19 protein-coding genes are annotated in these 21,053 nt (G+C 40.5%); 9 read left to right on the forward strand and 10 right to left on the reverse strand.

What is annotated here, in order from left to right; genetic code table 11:
- Positions 1–3: 3 nt before the first annotated feature.
- The gene (locus OQX64_RS05705) at positions 4–501 is read left to right on the forward strand and encodes a C40 family peptidase (protein WP_265817996.1); all 498 of its coding nucleotides are present in this window, start codon (positions 4–6) and stop codon (positions 499–501) included.
- 66 nt (positions 502–567) lie between these two features.
- Positions 568–1,035, forward strand: a complete 468-nt coding sequence (locus OQX64_RS05710) for a TlpA disulfide reductase family protein (protein ID WP_265817997.1) — start codon at positions 568–570, stop codon at positions 1,033–1,035.
- A gap of 67 nt (positions 1,036–1,102) precedes the next feature.
- On the opposite strand, the gene OQX64_RS05715 is transcribed toward OQX64_RS05710, so the two are convergent.
- From OQX64_RS05715 to OQX64_RS05725, 3 genes are all read right to left on the reverse strand, one after another.
- Positions 1,103–1,954, reverse strand: coding sequence for an SDR family oxidoreductase (locus OQX64_RS05715; RefSeq protein WP_265817998.1), 852 nt, complete (start codon positions 1,952–1,954; stop codon positions 1,103–1,105).
- Positions 1,955–1,996: 42 nt separating this feature from the next.
- Positions 1,997–2,833 carry an SDR family NAD(P)-dependent oxidoreductase gene (locus OQX64_RS05720; RefSeq protein ID WP_265817999.1) on the reverse strand — a complete coding sequence of 279 codons (837 nt, stop codon included), beginning with the start codon at positions 2,831–2,833 and terminating at the stop codon, positions 1,997–1,999.
- Between the two features lie 82 nt (positions 2,834–2,915).
- Positions 2,916–3,827, reverse strand: a complete 912-nt coding sequence (locus OQX64_RS05725) for a helix-turn-helix domain-containing protein (protein ID WP_265818000.1) — start codon at positions 3,825–3,827, stop codon at positions 2,916–2,918.
- A gap of 392 nt (positions 3,828–4,219) precedes the next feature.
- Here OQX64_RS05725 and fabF point away from each other — a divergent pair, with 392 nt between their 5' ends.
- On the forward strand, positions 4,220–5,470 hold the full coding sequence (gene fabF / locus OQX64_RS05730; RefSeq protein WP_265818001.1) for a beta-ketoacyl-ACP synthase II: 1,251 nt from the start codon (positions 4,220–4,222) through the stop codon (positions 5,468–5,470).
- Here the strand turns inward: fabF and OQX64_RS05735 are convergent, their stop codons facing one another.
- Positions 5,471–6,121, reverse strand: a complete 651-nt coding sequence (locus tag OQX64_RS05735; protein ID WP_265818002.1) for a YceH family protein — start codon at positions 6,119–6,121, stop codon at positions 5,471–5,473.
- Between the two features lie 250 nt (positions 6,122–6,371).
- Here OQX64_RS05735 and OQX64_RS05740 point away from each other — a divergent pair, with 250 nt between their 5' ends.
- Genes OQX64_RS05740 through OQX64_RS05750 form a run of 3 tightly spaced genes read left to right on the forward strand, consistent with a single transcriptional unit; the run spans position 6,372 to position 10,110 of the window.
- Positions 6,372–6,995 (forward strand): (2Fe-2S)-binding protein, encoded by a 624-nt coding sequence (locus tag OQX64_RS05740; RefSeq protein ID WP_265818003.1) that lies wholly within the window; start codon positions 6,372–6,374, stop codon positions 6,993–6,995.
- Positions 6,992–7,978: an FAD binding domain-containing protein gene (locus tag OQX64_RS05745; RefSeq protein WP_265818004.1), complete on the forward strand. Its 987-nt coding sequence runs from the start codon at positions 6,992–6,994 to the stop codon at positions 7,976–7,978. The genes OQX64_RS05740 and OQX64_RS05745 overlap by 4 nt, the downstream gene beginning before the upstream one ends.
- A gap of 2 nt (positions 7,979–7,980) precedes the next feature.
- A complete protein-coding gene (locus OQX64_RS05750) occupies positions 7,981–10,110 on the forward strand; it encodes a xanthine dehydrogenase family protein molybdopterin-binding subunit (protein ID WP_265818005.1) in 2,130 nt (709 codons plus the stop codon).
- A 95-nt stretch (positions 10,111–10,205) separates the two neighbouring features.
- Here OQX64_RS05750 and OQX64_RS05755 read toward each other — a convergent pair whose 3' ends face one another.
- The 3 genes from OQX64_RS05755 to OQX64_RS05765 form a co-directional block, all read right to left on the reverse strand.
- Positions 10,206–11,819 (reverse strand): S8 family peptidase, encoded by a 1,614-nt coding sequence (locus OQX64_RS05755; protein WP_088301619.1) that lies wholly within the window; start codon positions 11,817–11,819, stop codon positions 10,206–10,208.
- Positions 11,820–11,968: 149 nt separating this feature from the next.
- Positions 11,969–12,565 carry a DUF4142 domain-containing protein gene (locus OQX64_RS05760; protein WP_265818006.1) on the reverse strand — a complete coding sequence of 199 codons (597 nt, stop codon included), beginning with the start codon at positions 12,563–12,565 and terminating at the stop codon, positions 11,969–11,971.
- A 363-nt stretch (positions 12,566–12,928) separates the two neighbouring features.
- A complete protein-coding gene (locus tag OQX64_RS05765; protein WP_088301825.1) occupies positions 12,929–13,420 on the reverse strand; it encodes a YajQ family cyclic di-GMP-binding protein in 492 nt (163 codons plus the stop codon).
- A gap of 75 nt (positions 13,421–13,495) precedes the next feature.
- Here OQX64_RS05765 and OQX64_RS05770 point away from each other — a divergent pair, with 75 nt between their 5' ends.
- From OQX64_RS05770 to OQX64_RS05780, 3 genes are all read left to right on the forward strand, one after another.
- Positions 13,496–14,128, forward strand: coding sequence for a hypothetical protein (locus tag OQX64_RS05770; RefSeq protein WP_265818007.1), 633 nt, complete (start codon positions 13,496–13,498; stop codon positions 14,126–14,128).
- A gap of 98 nt (positions 14,129–14,226) precedes the next feature.
- Complete coding sequence (gene ppk1 / locus OQX64_RS05775; protein ID WP_265818008.1) at positions 14,227–16,287, forward strand: polyphosphate kinase 1; 2,061 nt, start codon at positions 14,227–14,229, stop codon at positions 16,285–16,287.
- A complete protein-coding gene (locus OQX64_RS05780) occupies positions 16,287–17,177 on the forward strand; it encodes an exopolyphosphatase (RefSeq protein WP_088301623.1) in 891 nt (296 codons plus the stop codon). The genes ppk1 and OQX64_RS05780 overlap by 1 nt, the downstream gene beginning before the upstream one ends.
- A gap of 78 nt (positions 17,178–17,255) precedes the next feature.
- Here OQX64_RS05780 and pgl read toward each other — a convergent pair whose 3' ends face one another.
- The 3 genes from pgl to gndA all read right to left on the reverse strand — a co-directional run bounded on the left by pgl (position 17,256) and on the right by gndA (position 21,023).
- The gene (gene pgl, locus OQX64_RS05785) at positions 17,256–17,981 is read right to left on the reverse strand and encodes a 6-phosphogluconolactonase (RefSeq protein ID WP_088301624.1); all 726 of its coding nucleotides are present in this window, start codon (positions 17,979–17,981) and stop codon (positions 17,256–17,258) included.
- An 83-nt stretch (positions 17,982–18,064) separates the two neighbouring features.
- The gene (gene zwf / locus OQX64_RS05790) at positions 18,065–19,579 is read right to left on the reverse strand and encodes a glucose-6-phosphate dehydrogenase (protein ID WP_088301625.1); all 1,515 of its coding nucleotides are present in this window, start codon (positions 19,577–19,579) and stop codon (positions 18,065–18,067) included.
- A 28-nt stretch (positions 19,580–19,607) separates the two neighbouring features.
- Positions 19,608–21,023, reverse strand: a complete 1,416-nt coding sequence (gene gndA, locus OQX64_RS05795) for an NADP-dependent phosphogluconate dehydrogenase (protein WP_088301626.1) — start codon at positions 21,021–21,023, stop codon at positions 19,608–19,610.
- Positions 21,024–21,053 lie beyond the last annotated feature (30 nt).

A 21,053-nucleotide genomic window follows, 5' to 3' on the forward strand; every position in this document is an offset into this window, starting at 1 on the left:
GATATGATGAAAACGAAGTACTCTTTCTGGTTAATTTTAATGTTCTCCTTAATCATAACAGCTTGCGGCTCGAGAAAATATACCGTTAAAAGTGATACCAAAGCATCAAAAGCTGCCGATGCGATGGCCAATTTAAAAAGTAAGCAACTCTATAGATTTATAACCGATTGGACAGGCGTAAAATATCGTTTTGGCGGGTTGGATAAAAGTGGTGTTGATTGTTCAGGTTTTGCATTTTTACTGGAGAAAGAAATCTACGGGGTAACGCTGCCACGGGTATCACGAGACCAGGCCAGTGTAATTAAACATAAAAGCATTGACAATTTAAAGGAAGGCGATTTGGTGTTTTTCTCCTTTGGCGGAAATAATGTTGATCATGTTGGCGTGTATTTAAATAATGGCTTTTTTGTACACGCGAGTACAAACCGCGGGGTAATTGTAGATGATTTAAATTTACCGGCTTATCAAAGAGTTCTGGTGAAATCAGGCTCAGTAAACTAAATATTGTCTTAATCAATTCTGATTACGCCATGTGAATAACCTGGCTCCAATAGCTTAATACAAAACATGCGCATTATTATTATCTTTTGTTTATTAATCATCACCTATTCAGCTGATGCTCAGGTAAATTTGCTGACATTAGATGATTTAGATAAACGCCTCAGCAACGGAAAGGATACCACTTATGTCATTAATTTCTGGGCGACCTGGTGCGCACCTTGTGTTGATGAATTGCCTCACTTTGAAAAGTTACGGCTGGCCAATTTAAAGAAACCAGTGCAGGTACTCCTGGTCAGTCTGGATTTTAAATCAAAATTAGAAAGAGCGGTAATTCCATTTGTGCAAAAAAATAATATTCAGGCAGAAGTTTTCCTTCTAAATGAGCCAGATCAGCAACAGTATATCAAAAGGATTGATGAAAAATGGTCAGGTGCCATACCCGCAACTTTATTTGTAAATCAAAAAGTCAGGCGTTTCTGCGAACAGACATTTACAGAAGCGGAATTAAAAAGCAAGCTGGCAAACTTAAATTAAGAAAGTTGAAAAAATCAGGAAGCGATATGACTGTCCCTTCCTGATCATGAATTAAAATGGTGTTGGTTTATACTTTGACCTCATCAAAATTAGTTGCGGTTGCCAGCGAATACCAGTCTTCCATATCTTTCTGTAGGTCGGCAATCTTGGTATTTGCAACGGCATAAGCATCGGGGCCTAAAAATAAATGTAAAGGTGGGTTTTCGCTATCTGCAGCTGCAATGATTACCTCGCAGGCTTTGGACGGGTCGCCGGGTTGCTGGTTATTGATGTCATTTTGGTGCGCAGCTTGCGATTCACGAACTTCCTTATAAGCATCAATCGGATTTGCCGGAACTGCCAGTGAGCCTGACGTCAGGAACTCGGTCCTGAAATAACCCGGTTCAACCACCGTGGCTTTAATGCCTAATGATTTAACCTCTGCCGCAAGTGATTCTGTAAATCCTGACACGGCAAATTTAGTCGCACAGTAAATTCCAAAACCAGGAAAATTGCCTGAGAAGCCACCAATAGAGGAGATGTTGAATATATGCCCTGATTTTTGTTTTCTTAATTGTGGCAATGCCTTTCTGATCACATTTAGAGAGCCGAAAACATTTACATCAAAGTTCTCACGGGCTTCCTGGTCGCTTAACTCTTCCAATGCGCCAAGCATTCCATAGCCGGCATTGTTAACCACTACATCCAGTTGTCCGAATTTGCTAATGGTCTGGCTTATGGCTTCCTCCACGCTGCTTTCTTGAATCAGGTTAACTGAAAGAGGCAGAAAGTGTTCATGATTTCCGACAGCTTTTTCCAGATCAGCGATGTTTCTGGAAGTTGCAGCAACGTGTTCACCGCGGCTTAATAATTTTTTTACTAATGTAAGTCCAAGTCCTTTTGAAGCACCTGTAACAAACCATACTTTTTTATTTTCCATGAGTTTTGTGTTTAAATTTTTATAAATGGTGATGGTTGCTGATTAATCAAAATCAGTTGAAATTGTTATTGCCTTCCAATCCTGATATTCTTTTATCAGTGCGTCAGTTTTTGTAGTTGCCCGTTGCAAAGCATCATTCCCTAAAAGTAAATGAACAGGCGGGGTTGGCATACTTGCCAGTGATATCATTGCTGCAGCGGCTTTTTCAGGATCACCGACCTGTTCACCATCCATTTTTAAATATCTGGAATGCACGGCACGAACATCTTCATAGTCGGCAATCGGATTTTTTGTCAATACCAGTGATTCGGATGTGAGAAAACTTGTTCTGAAAGCACCTGGTGCCACAACGGTAACATTTACACCGAATGCTTTCAGGTCTTCAGCCAATACTTCTGAAAGAGCAATTACCGCTGCTTTTGCTGCTGAATAAACTGCCCAGCCGGTGGCACCCGCAATGCCTGCAATGGAAGCAATATTAATAATATGACCGGATCGTTGCACTCTTAGATAAGGACTTACTTTTCTGATGACATTGAAGGTTCCGAAAACATTTACATCAAAGCTGTTTCTGGTTTCTTCATCCGTAAGTTCCTCAATACTGCCGCCAATGCCATAGCCGGCATTGTTGATGACAATGTCAATTCTTCCAAAGTGTTTAACCGTAGCTTTTATAGCCTGTTCAACACTTTGCTCATCTCCCAGATTTACTGACAACGGGAGAAATTTTTCAGCATTTGAGTGTACTGCAGCAATCAGGTCGTTTACATTTCTGGAAGTTGCCGCAACGGATTGACCCGCCTTTAATAACTGGTTCACTAAACTTAGTCCTAATCCTTTAGATGCACCTGTTACAAACCAAACTTTTTTAATTCCCATAATTTTATCCTTTTTGTTAAGACAAAATTACAGCAAGAATGACATGATGGTATTACAGGATTCAAACTGATGATTACGAAATTCAAACAATCCGGAAGGATGTAGGGGTATGGTTGGTTAATTTTTTGAAAAAGTTATTAAAATGAGTAGGTTCTTCAAAACCAAGGCAATAGCCTATTTCGGCGATATTCCAGTCGGTATGTTTAAGTAGTGCCTTTGCTTCGCTAAGTAAACGCTCTGAAATATAGTGTGTGGTTGTACGTCCGGTAGTTTCCTTAATTGCCCTGTTCAGGTGATTCACATGAACAGAAAGTTGCCTGGCATAGTCTTTTGCAGAACGCATGGTAAGCCGCTGCGAAGTATTTTCAATCGGAAATTGCCGCTCCAGAAGTTCGGTAAAAACAGCCGTAATCCGTGAGTTGGCATCGGGATGTTTATATAAGGCTTCTGAAGGATTGCTTTTAAGTGCAAAGTGTGTGATTTCGGTGGTATAATTTCTCAACAGGTCATATTTGTAGATATAATCACTATTGATCTCTTCCAGCATTTTCTCAAAAACAGATGAAATCAGTTGATCCTGTTGCTGATCTAATACATAAGCCGGCTTTCCACCCAAAGCGAACATGGGTAAATCTCCAATATGGCCACGCATTTTTTCGTTAAAAAAAGCCTCAGTAAAAATGCAGAAGTAACCACGTACGTCAGCAATGTTTCCGCTTGCGAGCTCCCAGGTGTAAGGTACCTGCGGATTAAAAAACATTAAAGCCGTGCCGTTAATCTCTACGCTTTTATCAGCATAATGATAAATGTTATGCCCCCTGTTCAATGCAATTTTATAAAAATCTCTCCGACTATAATTCATAGGTGGTTTATCATCCCCAAGACAGTCTTCCAGTTTAAAGACATTGAAATGGCCCATATCTTTCTGCAGATTATCAGGGAGGAAATCAAATTTATTCTGATAGAATTGTTCAAGGCTTTCAATTGTACTCATGTGACAAAGTTACAAAATTCAAACTAATAACCGCAGTATTCATGATCTGTACCATTTAGAATCGTCACCATGGCATCAAACCCACTATAGTTGCTGATGCGTTTATAAGTGCACTCGAAAAAGATGAGTTTGAAATTCGTGTTGGAGATACTGCAAAATTTATGAGTTGTTCAGGCAATCACCTTTAGCGGCTTTAGATGTATGAATACGAGTAGAAAAGTATGATTGGATACTAAAAGATCAGTTGCTTCAGGCGGTTAAGAAGTTTTACGCTTTACATACCATAAATAAGCACAGGAATTGGCACCTTTGCGGCGTTAAGTAAAAACCATTGCATTGAAATTTTAGATTGATGCCTTACCTGTACACAGGAGAAAATTAAAAAAAATAGAATGAAACGAGTAGTTGTAACTGGATTAGGGGCCATAACCCCACTTGGAAATACGATAGATAGCTTTTGGAAAAATATTTTAGCTGGCAAAAGCGGAGTGGGTCCGATCACTAAGTTTGACACCAGCAAGTTTAAAACCCATTTTGCTGCTGAGGTAAAGGACTTTGACCCCACTTCATTTATTGAAAAGAAGGAAATTAAAAAGTACGATTTATTTACGCAGTATGCAGTTGCCTCAACTGATCAGGCCATTGCCGATGCAGGATTGGATTTTACTATCATGACAGATGATCAGCTTGCAGAAGTCGGGGTTATCTGGGCTACCGGAAATGGAGGGATTTCTACCTTCGAGCAACAGCTGGCCGAATTTCACCAGGGCGATAAGACACCAAGATTTAATCCGTACTTTATCCCGAAAATGATTGTTGATATTGCTGCAGGAGTGGTTTCTATCCGTCATAAACTCCGCGGGCCAAATTATTGCACGGTTTCGGCTTGCGCCTCCTCCAATACGGCTATTATCAGTGCTTTTGATACGATTCGCTTAGGTAAAGCCAATATCATGGTTGCCGGAGGTTCAGAAGCAGCTATAACTGAAGCTTCTGTTGGTGGTTTTAATGCCGCACAGGCACTTTCTAAAAGAAATGACAGTCCTGAAACGGCATCAAGACCATTTGACGAAACACGCGATGGTTTTGTAATGGGAGAAGGTGCCGGAGCATTAATTCTGGAAGAGCTGGATCATGCCATCAATCGTGGTGCTCATATTTATGCTGAAATTGTAGGCGGAGGAATGGCCGCCGACGCTTACCATTTAACCGGAACACCTCCCGATGGTTTAGGTGCTTCATTGGGCATGAAAAAAGCTTTACATGATGCAGGCATCACAGCGGATAAGATTGATTATATTAATGCTCATGCCACATCTACAGGTTTGGGTGATCTTAGTGAATTAAATGCGGTAAAAACAGTATTCGGAAATTTACCTGTGATCATCGGTGCCACCAAATCAATGACAGGCCATTTACTGGGTGCAGCAGGTGCCGTTGAAAGCCTGATCAGTATATTGGCCATCAGGGATGGAATCATTCCGCCAACAATCAATACCGAAAAACTGGATGAGAAAATCCCCCAAGGTCTGAATATTGTTCTTGCAGAACCCATTAAAAAAGAGATCAACTATGTACTTAACAATACCTTTGGTTTCGGTGGTCATGTGGCGAGTACAATTTTCAAAAAATACGAAGGATAATTATTTATCCATTAAAAGGTTAACCAGTTCTTTTAATTCTTCGAGTTCTTGCTCTAGTTTTGAAATACGATTTTCCAGTTCTTCATTGGACTGGAAAATTGTTGCTTGAGGAGCTGCCTGTTCAGTCTCCTGGGGTTCGGCTTGGTCTCCCAGTAAATGTACAAACCGTGCTTCTTTCTGACCGGTTCTTTTAGGCAGTTGTTTAACAAATGGCTGCGTTTCTTCTGAGAGTTTTTGCAACTGCTCCAAAACTTCCTCAATACTGTCAAATTCATAAAGCCTGGCAGCATTGCTGTTTATTTCCCCAGGTGTCAGTGGTCCGCGCAACATCAACAGGCACAGGATAGAAAGCGCAGCCGGCACCAGCGGATATACAATTCCAAGGTTATGTTTATATTTAATTGTTCTGCTTGAACCTCCTGTTACAGTAGAAATTAAACCTTTTATTTTAAGTGAATTCAAGGTCAGCGTAATGGTTTCTTCATCATAATTCACCACAGGGTTTCTGGCGCTTTTTTGGTTACAGGCCGCAGTCAGGCTGTTTAATGTCATGGGATAATAATCAGGAGTGGTTCTGCTTTTTTCAATCAGTGAACCTAATACGCGTTGTTCTGCTGCAGATAAATCAGGCAGTGCTTTCATCTCTTCCATTGGGTAAAAATAGAAAATGGTATCAGATTTTATGAAATCATTTAACAAATAGTTTTTTCTGAATTTTAAGCATCAGGTGAAAGGCTGTTGATTTCAATCTAATATTTAACAGGATTAAGATCAGAACATTCAAAGACGCATCGAAACATAAATATTACCGGATAGAATTATTCTAAATTCCTGATGAGGGTAATTTTAAGATTAATATTCCCGATATTTAAAACTGCACCATTTTTACAAAACATATTTTATGCAATCATCTGATTCTAAAAATAATCAGGGCAACAGCAGGAGGGATTTTCTTAAAAAAAGCTCATTGATCACTGCCGTGGCCCTTACTCCAACAATAGCTTTAAAAGCGGCAGAAGGCCAGGCTGATGAACGTTTTGCCGAACTTTTTGAAAGAATTCCCTTAAATCTTACGGTAAATAATCAAACTTACCAGGCTTCTGTTGAGCCCCGGGTTACATTGCTGGATTATCTTCGTGAAGAACTACATCTCACCGGTACCAAGAAGGGTTGTGATCATGGCCAGTGCGGAGCCTGTACGGTGCATGTGGACGGAGAACGGGTCAATTCGTGCTTAAGCCTTGCGGTGATGAATGAAGGTAAAAAAATCACAACCATTGAAGGCCTGGCTAATGGCGATGAACTTCATCCGATGCAGGCTGCTTTTATTAAACATGATGGTTTCCAGTGCGGCTATTGTACGCCCGGGCAGATTATGTCGGCGGTGGCCTGCGTAAATGAAGGACATACAAATTCACGTTCAGAAATCAGTGAATATATGAGTGGAAATATTTGCAGGTGTGGTGCTTACCCTAATATCGTTGATGCCATTGTTGAAGTATCGAAAGGAGAAAACAAAATATGATTAACTTTCAATACTTAAGAACAACGACTTCAAAATCTGCACTGAGCTTAATATCAAAGGATAAAAATGCGAAGTTCCTGGCTGGTGGTACCAATCTCATTGATCTGATGAAACGTGGAGTAGCTACACCAGAAAAACTGATCGATATTAACCATGTACCGCTGAAACAAATCGAACTGGTGGGTGATACCATTATTATTGGTGCACTGGCCTCTAATACGGCTGTTGCGGAGCATCCGCTAATCAAAGAAAAACTTCCCTTGCTGGCCATGGCATTAAATGCAGGTGCATCTGCTCAGTTGCGTAATGTGGCCACTGTTGGCGGAAACATGATGCAGCGAACCCGCTGTGGCTATTTCTATGATACTGAAATGCCCTGCAATAAACGCCAGCCGGGTTCGGGCTGTGGGGCTATAGGTGGTTTCAACAGGATGCATGCTATTTTTGGAACATCAGAAAAATGCATTGCTGTTCATCCAAGTGATATGTGCGTGGCACTAATTGCTTTAGATGCGATAGTTGTACTGGCTAATCCGAAAGGAGAGCGTAAAATATTATTTCAATATTTTCATCGCCTGGCAGGAGATACGCCACAGCTGGACAATAACTTAAAGGCTGATGAAATGATCATCAGATTGGAGATTCCAGTTAACCAACTGGCTAAAAATTTCCACTACCTGAAGGTGAGAGACCGGGCATCATACGCCTTTGCACTGGTTTCAGTTGCAGCGGCATTAGAAATTTCAGCCGATCATAAAATTACTGAAGTGAGGCTTTCAATGGGCGGAGTGGCACATAAACCCTGGCGTTTAACAGCATCAGAAAACTTCCTCAAAGGTAAAGAAGCTTCTGTTACCAATTTTGAAGAAGCCGCAAAACTGGCGATGAAAGATGCAAAAGGCTTTGGTGAAAATGATTTCAAAATCAGGATGACACCCAATTCAATTATAGAAGCGTTAACCGTAGCAACATCAAAGGCTTAATCATGGAAAAAAGAATTTTGAAAGATGAAAATGACCGTGTCGACGGAATATTCAAAGTAACGGGAAAAGCTAAATATTTTGCAGAGTACGCGCTTCCAGGGCTCACCTATGGTGTACTTGTCACCAGTACGATCACCAAGGGTAAGATCACAACGCTTAATACAAAAGCTGCTGAGAAGGCCCCAGGGGTAATGGCAGTACTTTCTCATTTAAATAAGCCATCGGCACCAGGTTATGAGCAAGATGGCGGTTCTCCGCTGAAGATCTTTTATACAGATAAAATCTTTTATAACGGACAACCTATTGCCATGGTGGTTGCCAATACTTTTGAAAGAGCTACTTACGCCGCATCACTGGTTGAGGCAACCTATACAAAAGAACAATTTAATACTGATTTTGATAAAGCTGTGGCTGATGCTAAAGCCAAAAAACTGCAGGGACAGCCTGATTATAAACGTGGTGTAGAGGATGCCTATAAAACTGCTGAAGTTAAAATTGAGGAAAAATATCATTTGCCTATCGAAACGCATAACCCGATGGAATTGCATGGCATGATTGCCGATTGGCAACCAAACAATCAGTTGACCGTTTATGCGAAAACCCAGGGCGTAAAGGCCACTCAGGGCACTATTGCCAACGTTTTTAAAATCCCTAATGAAAATATCCGGGTGAATTCAGAATTTGTAGGTGGGGGCTTCGGTATGGCATTGAGGACCTGGCCGGTAGAAATCGCAACCATAATGGCCTCCAAACATCTTGGGAAGCCTGTTAAACTGATGCTGACCAGAATGCAGATGTTTACGATGGTAGGGAATCGCCCTGCAGCCATTCAAACGATCGGTCTGGGGGCTAAAAAAGACGGAACGCTCACAGGAATTACACACCGTGCTTTTGGTGAAACTTCCGTTTACGAGAATTTCACTGAAGGGGTGGTGAATATGGCGAAATTTATGTATCAGTGCGATAATGTGAATACCCAGTACACGGTTGTGCCGGTGGATTTGGGTGTGCCCATCTGGATGCGCGGACCTGGAGAAGCCACAGGTGCATTTGCATTGGAGAGTGCAATAGATGAAATGGCACATGCACTGGATATGGACCCGCTGGAATTCAGGATTAAAAATGATCCGGAGCGGGATCAGCAAAGAAATCTGCCCTTCTCCGATAAAAATATTAAGGAAGCCTATCGCATCGGTGCACAGAAAATTGGCTGGAACGAAAGAAAAAATAAACCTGGAAGCCTGATTGAAGGCCAATGGAAAACAGGTTATGGTGTAAGTATAGGCGTTTTTAACGCCAACAGGGGAAGAGCCAGCGTGAAAGGAATTTTAAAAGCTGATGGCTCCTTAGTACTGCAAAGCGCAACCAGCGATATCGGGCCTGGTACAGGAACCGGCATGACATTGATTGCCAGCAAATTAATGAATATTACGGCCGATAGAATTACTTTTGAACTGGGCGACTCTTCTCTGCCTCCCGCACCAAGTCAGGGTGGTTCTGCTACGCTTTCTACTGTAGGTTCAGCCGTGAATGATGTTTGTGTAGCGTTGAAATCTACTATAGCGGAGTTAGCTGCTAACGCGAATATGGATGCCACCTCAAATTTTGTGGAGGTATTGAAAAAGAATAATTTGCCATCTGTTGAAATGACCAAGCAAAGCCAGGCAGGAAAAGAAAGGGAAGCTTATTCGATGTATTCATTCTCCATTCATTTCGTTAAAGTAAAAGTACATGGCTTAACCGGAGTAGTGAAAGTGGATAAAATTGTGTCTGTTGGCGATTCCGGAACCATTGTAAGTCCGAAAACAGCCCGTAGCCAAATGGTGGGCGGTGCTGTGGGTGGGATTGGAATGGCTTTAACTGAAGAATCCGTTATTGATCACCGCTATGGAAGGTATATTAACAATAACTTTGCAGACTATCATGTGCCGGTGAATGCAGATATTCCCGAAATTGAAGTTCATTTTATAAACAAACCTGATCCTTACATTAATCCGATGGGAGCTAAGGGAATGGGTGAAATTGCACTGATTGGTTTTTCTGCCGCTGTGGCCAATGCCGTATTCAATGCCACCGGGAAAAGAATCAGAAACTTACCGATTACGCCTGATAAAATTCTGGCTTCAACTTAAATGTAACTGATGGTTGTGCCGCTCTGATTGGGCAACCTCAAGAAAAAAGGGGCGGATTTCAATAGAAAATCCGCCCCTTTTATTATGCGATGAACTTATTTTGCAGATGATTTTCCACTATATGTTGCCGCTAATTTAAGTGCTTCATAAGCATTTACTACACCGCCACTGATACATAGATCAGAGAAAGGGACAGAAACATTTTCTGCATTTTCATCATCACTTTTTTTGTATGATACATTGTGGTTAACCTTCGTTACTGATTTTACAATGATTTCCTTTACCTGCGCAGCAGATAATTTTGGATAGTAAGAACGAATTAATCCGGCTAAACCAGCAACCACAGGAGAGGCCATACTGGTTCCGTCCAAATCCTTGTATTTAGACCCGGGAACGGTAGAATGGATTTTAACGCCGGGTGCAAACACATCCACCTGCGTTTTACCAAAATTAGAGAAACTTGCTTTTAATGTTTCATCATCCTTCGGGCCAGATGCACCAACCGTTATCCATGAGGCAATGGTTTTCTCATCTAAATCCTTGTGGTTAGGGAAGTTGTTCTCCGTATCGATGTCTTTATTTTCATTACCTGCAGCCTGTACAATCAACACATCTTTTGAAGCCGCATATTTCATCGCATCATTTACAATAGCTTTATCCCAGCTATAAGCTTTGCCGAAACTCATGTTGATCACCTTGGCACCATTATCTACTGCATAGCGGATCCCATTGGCTACATCTTTATCACGCTCATCACCATTGGGTGTACATCTTACGCCCATAATGGCTACATTATCGGCAACACCCATGATCCCGATATTATTGGTTCTGTCAGCCGCAATAATACCGGCCACGTGTGATCCGTGCATGGCATCAGGTCCGGTTACATCATTATTACCATAGAACTTTTCTTTAGGGTTATCGGGATTATCACCGACAATCGCTCTTGGGTTGTAATCTAAATTCAGGTTGTATTTAGCCTGACGGGTGTAATAATCCACACCTTCCTGAATCTGGTTCTCATAAAAATCTTTAAAGCTGCCGCTTGCCAGTTGCTGTAGCATCACTCCCTGGATACGTGTTTCAATATCATTGGCAGGCTTGAAGTTTTTGAAATCTTCGGCAGTTGGGTTTTCCTTGCCAATTTTCTTCACCACTCCATCCAGAGCATTTTTGAAACCAGAAATCCCTGCCAGGCCTTGTTTTGCTTCAGCCAGTTGTTTTTCCAGATCAGCCCTCATGGATTTAAAGGCTTCCCAGTCTTTTTTATCTTTTTCTGCAACGTTAGCATCGGTGGTATTGGCAAAACGTGCCTGATCACGGCGAACTAAACGGGTGAGTTCCAATGTCTCAAAATTCACAGACTCTTTCGGACCTCCGATAAAGTTCCAGCCATGAATATCATCTATGTAGCCATTCTTATCATCATCCTTACCATTTCCGGCAATCTCTTTGGCATTTACCCACATGATGCGCTTTAGATCTTCATGCATTGCATCAACACCACCATCATTTACGGCAACAATAACTTTTGTTGATTTTTTACCTTTAAGCAATTCTTTATACGCTTTCTCTGTACTGATTCCAAATGTTGAATCGGTTTTCAGATCAAGATTTTGCCAGTTTGCCTTCTGCGCACTGGCAAATAAAGGAACCGCAATAACAAATGCACCAGTTAACAGCACATTAAAAATTCTATTCTTATTCATTTGTGTTTTTTTGATTTAAACGGTGAAAGATAATTTTAATTTTTTTCTTTCACATAAATTATGCTAAAAATGATTTTTTGCAAACTTTATAATTAAAAAAAAATCCCAAGTAAATTGGGATTTTTCTGATACATGCCATTTGGCAAATGTTATTTTAAACCTAAGGCAATCTTTTTAGCCATCTCATCATGTTGTTCAATAGTGGCCAGTGTTTTAGTTGCCCAGGTTTTCAGGCCAGAATCTTTATTGGAAATACCTTCTTTAAATAAGGCAATGGTTTTCTCATGATCGGTAACCATCATGCCCATATAATGTTTATCAAATGCTGCACCTTTAATTTTTTTCATCTCATCAAGATGAATCTGATCATCTGCAGGTAAGGCATCAGGTGTGATTACTTTTTTCTTAACCGCAAATTCTTTTAGTTCTTTATTGGTTTTAGTGTGGTCTTCCAGCATTTTCGCAGCGAAATCCTTTACCTCCTGGCTTGAAGCATTTTTTTGTGCAATTTTGGCGGCCTCCACTTCCATAATACCACCCACTGCGGCTTTTCTCAAGAAATTCGCACCAGCCTCATCAATACCGGATTCTACCACTTCCGATCCGGCAACATGATTCCCATTAACCATAGTGGTATCACCGCTAACGCTGTCTTTTGTGGTAGAAGATTTCTTGTCTGCGGTTTGGCAAGCCTGAAAACTCATGGACGCTGCAACTATCGTTGATAAAATAAATATCTTTTTCATGTTAATCTATTTGTTTTTGATATTTAACTTAACAAGCGTTGCAGGAAAAGGTTTGCTATGCTGGTACAGGATCGGTAGCGGAACCTTCTTACAAAAATGATCACACTAGATGAATCCTCTTTTGGATTGGCAATGGCCTGAAGCAATCTCTTTCAAAAAAAAATTAATAAAGAATCAGTCGGCTAGAGCCATACTGTACGAAGATACCTTTAATCGTCGTCATTCCTGAGGAAGGCTTTTCAGCTAACGAAGCAATCTTTTTTACGGTCTCTTCGTGTAAGATTGCTTCAGCTTCGCGATGACGATCGTTAATCAGCACAATTTATCCCGCAGATATTAGCGGAAAACGTACTCAGTTTAAAATTAGTTCCTCATATTGATAAACTGTAAAGGCTGATCGAAATCTTCAGACCTGCATAAACTAATTACGGCCTGGAGGTCATCTATCTTTTTTGCTGTAACCCTAACCTGATCATCCATGATGGATGGCTGTACCTTTAAGCCACTAGCTTTAATCTTCGCCACTACCTTTTTGGCGGCTTCCTTATCTAAGCCTTCCTTAATGGTAATTTCTTTTCGGATCATATTGCCGGAAGCGATGGTTTCCTTACCAAAATCCATACTTTTAGGGTCAAGATTCTGCTTCATCATCCTGGAAATAATTGAACCTTCTATCGCTTTTAACCGCATATCATCTTCGGTCACAATGGTTACAATATTCGTTTTTTTATCCAGATCGACAGTACTTTTTGAACCGTTGAAATCAAAACGGTTCAATATTTCTTTTTTAGCATTGTTTATGGCATTGTCAAGAGTCTGCGCATCAACTTTACTTACAATATCAAAAGAAGGCATGGTTTTAGCTTTAAAGTAAAAAATTAGTAGATTTAAAAAGAAATAAATCGGTTTCACAAAAAAACGAAAAATAATATGAAAACCACTAAAGCAAAGTCTCAAAAAGTAACTAAAAAAGATGCAAAGAAACAATTAGAACAATCGTTAACCGCTCAATTTTTAGAGGTGATTATGAGCCTCGGCCATGATGCATCAGAGATTAGTACCGAAGTGGCCAAAGCAAGCAAACGTGTGGCAAAAAAATTAACCAAAAAATTTACGGTAATTAAAGCCGATGTTGGGCATAAAATTGATGGCATCCTTCATTCATCTAAAGAAACAGCAGCCGAAATTAAGACACCGGTAACAAAGGCAGCAAATAAAGCAGAAAAAAGTGTAGCGAAAGTGGTTAAAAAAGCTGTCGCCAAAGCCAAACCAGTGGTACAAAGTGTTAAGGTTGCAGCCATCGCTACAGAAGAAAAAGCAGAAAAGGCCATTGCTAAACCAGTTAAAGCAGTGAAACCTACGGTAAAGAATATAGCGAAAGTTGTTCAGCCAAAAATTGAATCGGCTAAAGAAGCGGTTGCTGAAGCTACAGAGCAGGCAGCAGGCACCGTTAAAAAATCAACAAGAAAAGCAACCGTTACGGCTAAAGATGTAGTAAGTGAGGCAAAAGAGAAGGTTGAACCTGTAGTTAAAAAAGTGGTAAAGGCTCCGGTAAAAAAATAATGAATTAACGTTAACCTGTGTGTGAATTAACATGGACTTAACAAATTAATATGCAGTTTTGAACATCCCTGTTTCGGCAGGGATTTTTATTTTTTTAAATGAGCAAGAAGAAGATACCATTTTTAAATCGTGAAATTAGCTGGCTTTACTTTAATGACCGCGTATTACAGGAAGCTGCCGATGAAACTGTGCCGCTTATCGAAAGAATAAAGTTTTTATCCATCTTTTCATCCAATCTGGAAGAATTTTACCGGGTAAGGGTAGCTACAATGACCCGCTTAACCAATCTGAATGATAAAGCTAAAGCACTTCTGGGTTTTAATCCGCGTAAAATCCTGAATGAAATCAAAAATATTGTGGTGAAACAGGAGCGGAAATTCGATCAGCTTTTTCAGGCAACTTTGATCAATGAGCTCGCACAAAACAGAATCTTTATCTTAAACGATACCCAGCTAAACGTAAGCCGGGGTGAATTTGTAAAGAATCACTTTCGTGATAAAATCCTGTCGAACGTGGTTCCCATTATGCTGGATATGGACAAACCTTTCCCGGAACTGAAAGACCGGTATCTGTATTTCTTTGTCAAGCTTTCCAAAAAAGATACCAAGATCAGAGAGAAGTATGCCCTAATTGAGATTCCACCTAATTTACCCCGGTTTCTGGTACTGCCTGAAACCAACGATCTGAAATTTATTATTCTGGCTGAGGACATTATCAGGTACTGCCTGGATGATATTTTTTATGTATTTACGTATGATAACCTGGAGGCTTATTCCATTCAGCTCACCAGGGATGCCGAATTGGATATCGACAAAAACATTAACGATAAATTTATTGAAGATTTAAAAAGTAGCCTGGAAAAACGGAAAAAGGGTAAACCTATGCGCTTGCTCTATGATTCGGCCATGCCACTCAATATGCTGACGGTTCTGGTGAATAAGCTGAAGCTGGAAGCCGAAAGTTTGATTCCCGGCAACAGGTACCATAAGTTCGGTGATTTTATTGCTTTCCCCAATGTGGGGAAAAAGGAACTGGAATATGCGCCTAATGTACCACTTAAGGTGCATGAATTGCATCGCACACAGAGTATGTTCAATAAAGTTGCGCAACGCGATTACCTGGTTAATCTTCCATACCAGTCTTATGACTACATTATTCTTTTCCTCCGTGAAGCGGCCATAGATCCGAAGGTTACCGAAATTCAGATTACTTTATACCGCCTGGCTGAAAATTCAAAAGTAATTAATGCCCTGATCAATGCCGCAAAAAACGGAAAGGCTGTATCGGTATTACTGGAATTAAAAGCCCGTTTTGATGAACAGGCCAATATTTTCTGGACAACCCGTTTAATGGAAGAGGGCGTTAAGGTGAACTATGGCTTAACAGATTATAAAGTACATTCTAAAATCTGTCTGGTGAAAAGGATTGAAAAAGAAAAACCGGTTTATTACGCCAATCTGGCAACGGGTAATTTCAATGAAAAAACAGCCGGATTGTATTGCGACCACAGTATTTTCACTGCGCGTAAAGAAATTACCAATGATCTGGTTAAGTTGTTTGACGCTTTAAGCAAACGCACGGTAATAAAGGGGTATAAACATTTAATTGTATCTCCAATGGAAAGCAGATCTAAACTGGTGAATTTTATTAACCGGGAGATCAGAAATGCAAAGGCCGGAAAAATTGCATACATCATGCTCAAGGTGAACAGCCTGGCTGATGAGGGCATTATTTCCAAACTTTACGATGCCAGCAATGCAGGCGTAAAAATACAACTGATTATCCGCGGAATTTGCTGTCTGGTACCAGGGGTGAAAGGCTTTAGCGAAAACATTACGGCCATTAGCATCATTGATAAATTTCTGGAACATGCCCGCGTATATATTTTCAGTAACAACGGTAAAAATGATATGTATTTATCATCTGCCGACCTGATGAGCAGGAATTTCGAGCATCGGGTAGAAGTTGGCTTTCCGGTTCTGGATCCTGATGTGAAACAAGAAATTCAGGATATTATTGATTTGCAACTGCAGGACAATACCAAGGCACGTCAAATTAATGCATTAAACAATAACAAGTATCATAAAAACAGATTGAGTAAAAAAATCAGGGCACAAGTTGATACTTATAACTACTTAAAAACCAAGCACCAATCATAATGTTAAGATACGCAGCTATAGATATCGGTTCTAACGCGGTAAGGCTACTCATTGCTGATATCAGCAAACACGATGGCGAATTCAAATACAAAAAAAACACCTTAATCCGTGTGCCACTTCGTTTAGGTGATGACGCCTTTCTGGATAAACAGATTTCAGAAAAAAAAACCGGAGACCTGATCAAAACCATGGCAGCTTTCAAAAACCTGATGGATGTTTATCACGTATCTGAATACCTGGCATGCGCTACTTCAGCTATGCGAGAGGCCAAAAACGGTGCAGAAATTGTTAAATGGATCAAAGAAAAAACTGAAATTAACTTGGAGATTATAGAAGGGCAGCGGGAAGCCAATATCATTTACGCCAACCACATTGAGGCAGACCTTGATGACAGCAAAACGTATCTGTATATTGATGTGGGCGGGGGTAGTACAGAACTTTCTGTTTTTGTGAAGGGAACACCGCAGATCTCCAGATCTTTTGATATTGGTACCATCCGAATGCTGGATAACCAGGATAAGGAAGAAACCTGGGAAGAAATGAAGGAATGGGTGAAAGAACATACCAAGGGCCATAAGCATCTTGCCGGAATTGGCACCGGCGGCAATATCAATAAGCTTTTCAGGATGAGCGAGGAGAAAGACCATGCACCACTTTCACTGCAAAAGCTGAATGCGCTTTATAATAAACTTACCAGTTATTCCTTAAAGGAAAGAATTAATACCCTGCACCTTAATCCTGACCGTGCTGATGTGATTATCCCTGCGAGTGAGATTTATTTAACGCTGATGAAATGGACAGGCATCAAGCAACTCTATGTTCCAAAGGTGGGAATGGCCGATGGAATTATTAAGTTATTAATTGAAGAGAATTTAAAGCCGGCGCTTTAAGTTCAACTTACGCCAAGTATAAATAAACCAACCCATAAGGTCTTCAAAACCTTATGGGTTAATAGTATTAAATGGTTATTACTCTTCCAGTAATCTGGTTGCAGCTTCGTCGGTAAACCAGGTCAGTTTCCCATCAATCGGATCAATTAACTGTGAAGGATACAGATCGAAATTTTTCTCCTCATCATTAATCACATGTTTTAAAGCTTCTGCCTTATTTTCTCCAAAAACCAAGAAAGCCACATTATCTGCCTTATTAATTAAAGGAGCAGTGAAACTGATGCGGTAGGTATTTAATTTTTCAACAAACACGGCGGCCACATCAACTTCCTGATCTTTCACTAAAGTGGTATGAGGAAAAATGGATGCCGTATGCGCATCATCACCCATTCCTAAAAGGATAAGGTCGAATGCCGGATCTTCTCCGTTAAAGTGCTTGTCAATTGATTTTTTATATTCAATGGCTGCCTTTTCAGGTGCCAGTGTGGTATTTACATAAAAAATATGGTCTTCCTTAATTCCAAGTGGATCAAGCAAAGTCTTCTTTGCCATCAGGCCGTTGTAATTCTCATCTGTTGAAGGAACATTTCGCTCATCACCAAAAAAGAAATAAACCTTCTCCCAGTCAATTCGATGTTCACATTCCGTAGCCAGAAGGTGGTAAAGTGCCTTCGGCGAACTTCCACCGGTTAAAACAAAATTAAAGCGATCGTTTTCTTCAATTGACATTTCGGCGATTTTGATCACGTAATCTGCTAAATCCTGATTTAATTCTTCGAGAGTTTTGTATATCAGTAGGTTCATTATTTTAAAATAGACGTCCTTGCGAGGTATGATGCTATTCAATGTACAGAGGCATCATACCTGGCAAGGACGAGATAAAAATATTATTCTTTATTCTTTAAGGGCAGGTTAAACCAGTGGAAACCATCGCGGGCAATTAAGGCCTCGGCTTCTTCAGGTCCCCAGCTGTCTGCCGGATAATTAGGAAAATTAATTGATTTTTTACTTTCCCAGGTATTTAAAATCGGCATCACCAATTCCCATGCCGCTTCTACCTGATCGCCACGCATAAATAGGGTTTGGTCACCCATCATGGCATCCAAAAGCAAGGTTTCGTAAGCCTCGGGGGTGTCGCCATCATAAGTGCCTTTATAGTCAAACACCATATCAACCGGATTTAAAACCATATCCAAACCAGGCCTTTTTGCCTGAACCTGTAACCTGATGCTCATCTCTGGCTGAATGCTGATCACCAGGCGGTTTTGTTGCCAGTTTTCGGTTACACCAGAAGAAAAGATCTGATGGGGTACATCCCTGAACTGAATGGTAATCAATGAAGAGGTTTGATTTAAGCGTTTTCCGGTTCTTAAATAGAACGGAATGCCCTGCCATCTCCAGTTGTCAATGTGGAATTTTACTGCGGCGAAAGTTTCTGTATTAGAATGTGGATCTACACCTTTTTCCTGGCGGTAGCCAGGTACTTCTTTTCCTTCTACCCAGCCTTTGCTGTATTGGCCCCGAACGGTATGAAAACGGATATCTTCAGCAGAGAACGGACGCATGGCTTTTAAAACTTCTACCTTACGGTTTCTGATTTCATCCGCATCAAAGTTGATCGGTGCTTCCATTCCAATTAAACAAAGCAATTGTAATAAATGATTCTGAATCATATCACGCAGCGCACCCGAACCTTCATAATAACCACCACGATCCTGAACACCTAATTGTTCGGTTACAGAAATCTGTACATGGTCAATGTATGTCCTGTTCCAAAGCGGTTCAAATAAAGAATTGGCAAAACGGAAGGCCATCATATTCTGAACAGTTTCTTTCCCAAGGTAGTGATCGATGCGATAGATCTGTTTTTCGGTAAAAATAGTTCTTAATAGCGCATTTAACTCTTTTGCAGATTCTAAATCATGACCAAATGGTTTTTCGATCACAATCCGGCTATTGTCTTCATCTTCCGTCAGCTTATATTTGTGCAGATATTCTGCAATAACCGGAAAGAAATTAGGTGCTACAGCCAGGTAGAAAATAATCTGTGTATCTGGTCCGTATTCCTTTTGGTATTTTTCAACGGCATCCTTTAAGTTTTCAAAAGTCTTTGGTTGAGCAAAATCAGTAGGGCAGTAGTGGATGGTATTTCCAAAGTTATCCCATTTGTCTTTTTTTACCTTTCCGGAGCGAGAAAATTCATTTACTGCATCTTCCAGAGCAGCTTTATAGCTATCATCTGTAAATTCAGTTCTGCCGGTACCAATAATGGCAAACTTTTCAGGCATGTAACCTTCTATAAATAAATTATATAAGGCAGGAGCTAATTTTCTTTTATTTAAATCACCTGTACCACCAAATATGACAAATATCGTTGGGCTTAATGCGGCTTTAGTCTTCATTTTATGTTTGACTTCTTGTAATTAAAATTTATGATAATTTATTCCAGTCGGCATGGAAAACACCTTCCTGATCAATACGCTCGAAAGTATGTGCGCCAAAAAAGTCCCGTTGTGCCTGTATAAGGTTAGAAGGCATCCTTGCCGTTGTAATGGTATCAAAATAAGTCAGTGTTGAGGCAAATGCCGGGATACCAATACCTGCGTTGATGCATGCTGAAATGGTTTTACGGGTTCCTGTCAGTGTATCTTTAATGATGTTCTGGATTCCGCCATCGCCGAATAAATGTTCAAGTGCGTTATCTTTATCATAGGCCTGATAAATATCTTCCAGAAACTTAGCCCTGATGATACATCCACCACGCCAGATTTTAGCGATTTCCTGTAACTGTAAATCATACTCATATTCTGTAGAGGCCTGAACCAATAAATGCATGCCTTGTGCATAAGCACTGATCATAGAGAAATAAAAAGCATCTTCCAATTCATCAACGGTAAGATTAATCTGGCTTTCTTTTTTGCCAAAAGCCTCTTCCAGTGATACCCTTAATTTTTTAAATTTGGACAAATCGCGGTTAGAAACGGCCTCATTAATGGTCGGGATAGGTAATTGTAATTCCATTGAAACTTCTGAAGTCCATTTTCCTGTACCTTTAGAACGGGCTTCATCCTTAATCTGATCCAGCAGGTCGTTTTGGGTATCGGTATCTTTAAACAAGAAGATTTCAGCTGTAATTTCCAGCAGAAAAGACTGCAGCCTGCCTTCATTCCATTTTTTAAAGACCTTATAAATTTCTTCATTAGAGTAATTGAGGCCATTTTTCAATACACCATATACTTCTGCAATGAGTTCCATAATGGCATATTCAATGCCGTTGTGCACCATTTTGACAAAGTGACCTGATGCTCCGGGACCTATATAGGTAACACATGGATCAGCGCCAACTTTAGCCGCAACTGCATCGAAAACTTCCTTCACCACATCGTAGGCTTTTTTATCGCCACCCGGCATCATGCTCGGACCGAAACGGGCACCTTCTTCTCCGCCGGAGATTCCCATTCCGAAGAAATGCAAACCATCTTTTTCCAATTCAGAAACCCTGCGGTTGGTATCGGTAAAATGTGAGTTACCGCTATCAATGATGATGTCACCTTTACTGAGCAAGGGTTTTAATTCTGTAATAACGCTATCTACTATGGGGCCGGCGGGTACCAGCAGAATCAGTGTTCTTGGCGATTGCAAGCTGTTAATAAAGGCTTCAATATCATTGAAACCCTTTAGCTCGTGTTTCTGCCCTTCTTCTTCCAGCTTGGAAATCATTTTCTGATCCTTATCATAACCGGTTACGGCGAAACCCTTATCTGCCATGTTTAATAAAAGGTTGCGGCCCATGGTTCCTAAACCGATCATCCCCAATTTGTATTTTTTTGACTCGTTATCTGACATTTTTAATTTTTTATAGTATTCAAAATTAGA

The organism is Pedobacter sp. GR22-10, from assembly GCF_026239715.1.
Classification (GTDB): domain Bacteria; phylum Bacteroidota; class Bacteroidia; order Sphingobacteriales; family Sphingobacteriaceae; genus Pedobacter.

Excerpts from the sequence above, each read along its gene's own strand:
- OQX64_RS05705 (WP_265817996.1), top strand. The coding sequence starts at position 4 with ATGATGAAAACGAAGTACTCTTTCTGGTTAATTTTAATGTTCTCCTTA.
- OQX64_RS05710 (WP_265817997.1), top strand. The coding sequence starts at position 568 with ATGCGCATTATTATTATCTTTTGTTTATTAATCATCACCTATTCAGCT.
- OQX64_RS05715 (WP_265817998.1), bottom strand. The coding sequence starts at position 1,954 with ATGGAAAATAAAAAAGTATGGTTTGTTACAGGTGCTTCAAAAGGACTT.
- OQX64_RS05720 (WP_265817999.1), bottom strand. The coding sequence starts at position 2,833 with ATGGGAATTAAAAAAGTTTGGTTTGTAACAGGTGCATCTAAAGGATTA.
- OQX64_RS05725 (WP_265818000.1), bottom strand. The coding sequence starts at position 3,827 with ATGAGTACAATTGAAAGCCTTGAACAATTCTATCAGAATAAATTTGAT.
- fabF (WP_265818001.1), top strand. The coding sequence starts at position 4,220 with ATGAAACGAGTAGTTGTAACTGGATTAGGGGCCATAACCCCACTTGGA.
- OQX64_RS05735 (WP_265818002.1), bottom strand. The coding sequence starts at position 6,121 with ATGGAAGAGATGAAAGCACTGCCTGATTTATCTGCAGCAGAACAACGC.
- OQX64_RS05740 (WP_265818003.1), top strand. The coding sequence starts at position 6,372 with ATGCAATCATCTGATTCTAAAAATAATCAGGGCAACAGCAGGAGGGAT.
- OQX64_RS05745 (WP_265818004.1), top strand. The coding sequence starts at position 6,992 with ATGATTAACTTTCAATACTTAAGAACAACGACTTCAAAATCTGCACTG.
- OQX64_RS05750 (WP_265818005.1), top strand. The coding sequence starts at position 7,981 with ATGGAAAAAAGAATTTTGAAAGATGAAAATGACCGTGTCGACGGAATA.
- OQX64_RS05755 (WP_088301619.1), bottom strand. The coding sequence starts at position 11,819 with ATGAATAAGAATAGAATTTTTAATGTGCTGTTAACTGGTGCATTTGTT.
- OQX64_RS05760 (WP_265818006.1), bottom strand. The coding sequence starts at position 12,565 with ATGAAAAAGATATTTATTTTATCAACGATAGTTGCAGCGTCCATGAGT.
- OQX64_RS05765 (WP_088301825.1), bottom strand. The coding sequence starts at position 13,420 with ATGCCTTCTTTTGATATTGTAAGTAAAGTTGATGCGCAGACTCTTGAC.
- OQX64_RS05770 (WP_265818007.1), top strand. The coding sequence starts at position 13,496 with ATGAAAACCACTAAAGCAAAGTCTCAAAAAGTAACTAAAAAAGATGCA.
- ppk1 (WP_265818008.1), top strand. The coding sequence starts at position 14,227 with ATGAGCAAGAAGAAGATACCATTTTTAAATCGTGAAATTAGCTGGCTT.
- OQX64_RS05780 (WP_088301623.1), top strand. The coding sequence starts at position 16,287 with ATGTTAAGATACGCAGCTATAGATATCGGTTCTAACGCGGTAAGGCTA.
- pgl (WP_088301624.1), bottom strand. The coding sequence starts at position 17,981 with ATGAACCTACTGATATACAAAACTCTCGAAGAATTAAATCAGGATTTA.
- zwf (WP_088301625.1), bottom strand. The coding sequence starts at position 19,579 with ATGAAGACTAAAGCCGCATTAAGCCCAACGATATTTGTCATATTTGGT.
- gndA (WP_088301626.1), bottom strand. The coding sequence starts at position 21,023 with ATGTCAGATAACGAGTCAAAAAAATACAAATTGGGGATGATCGGTTTA.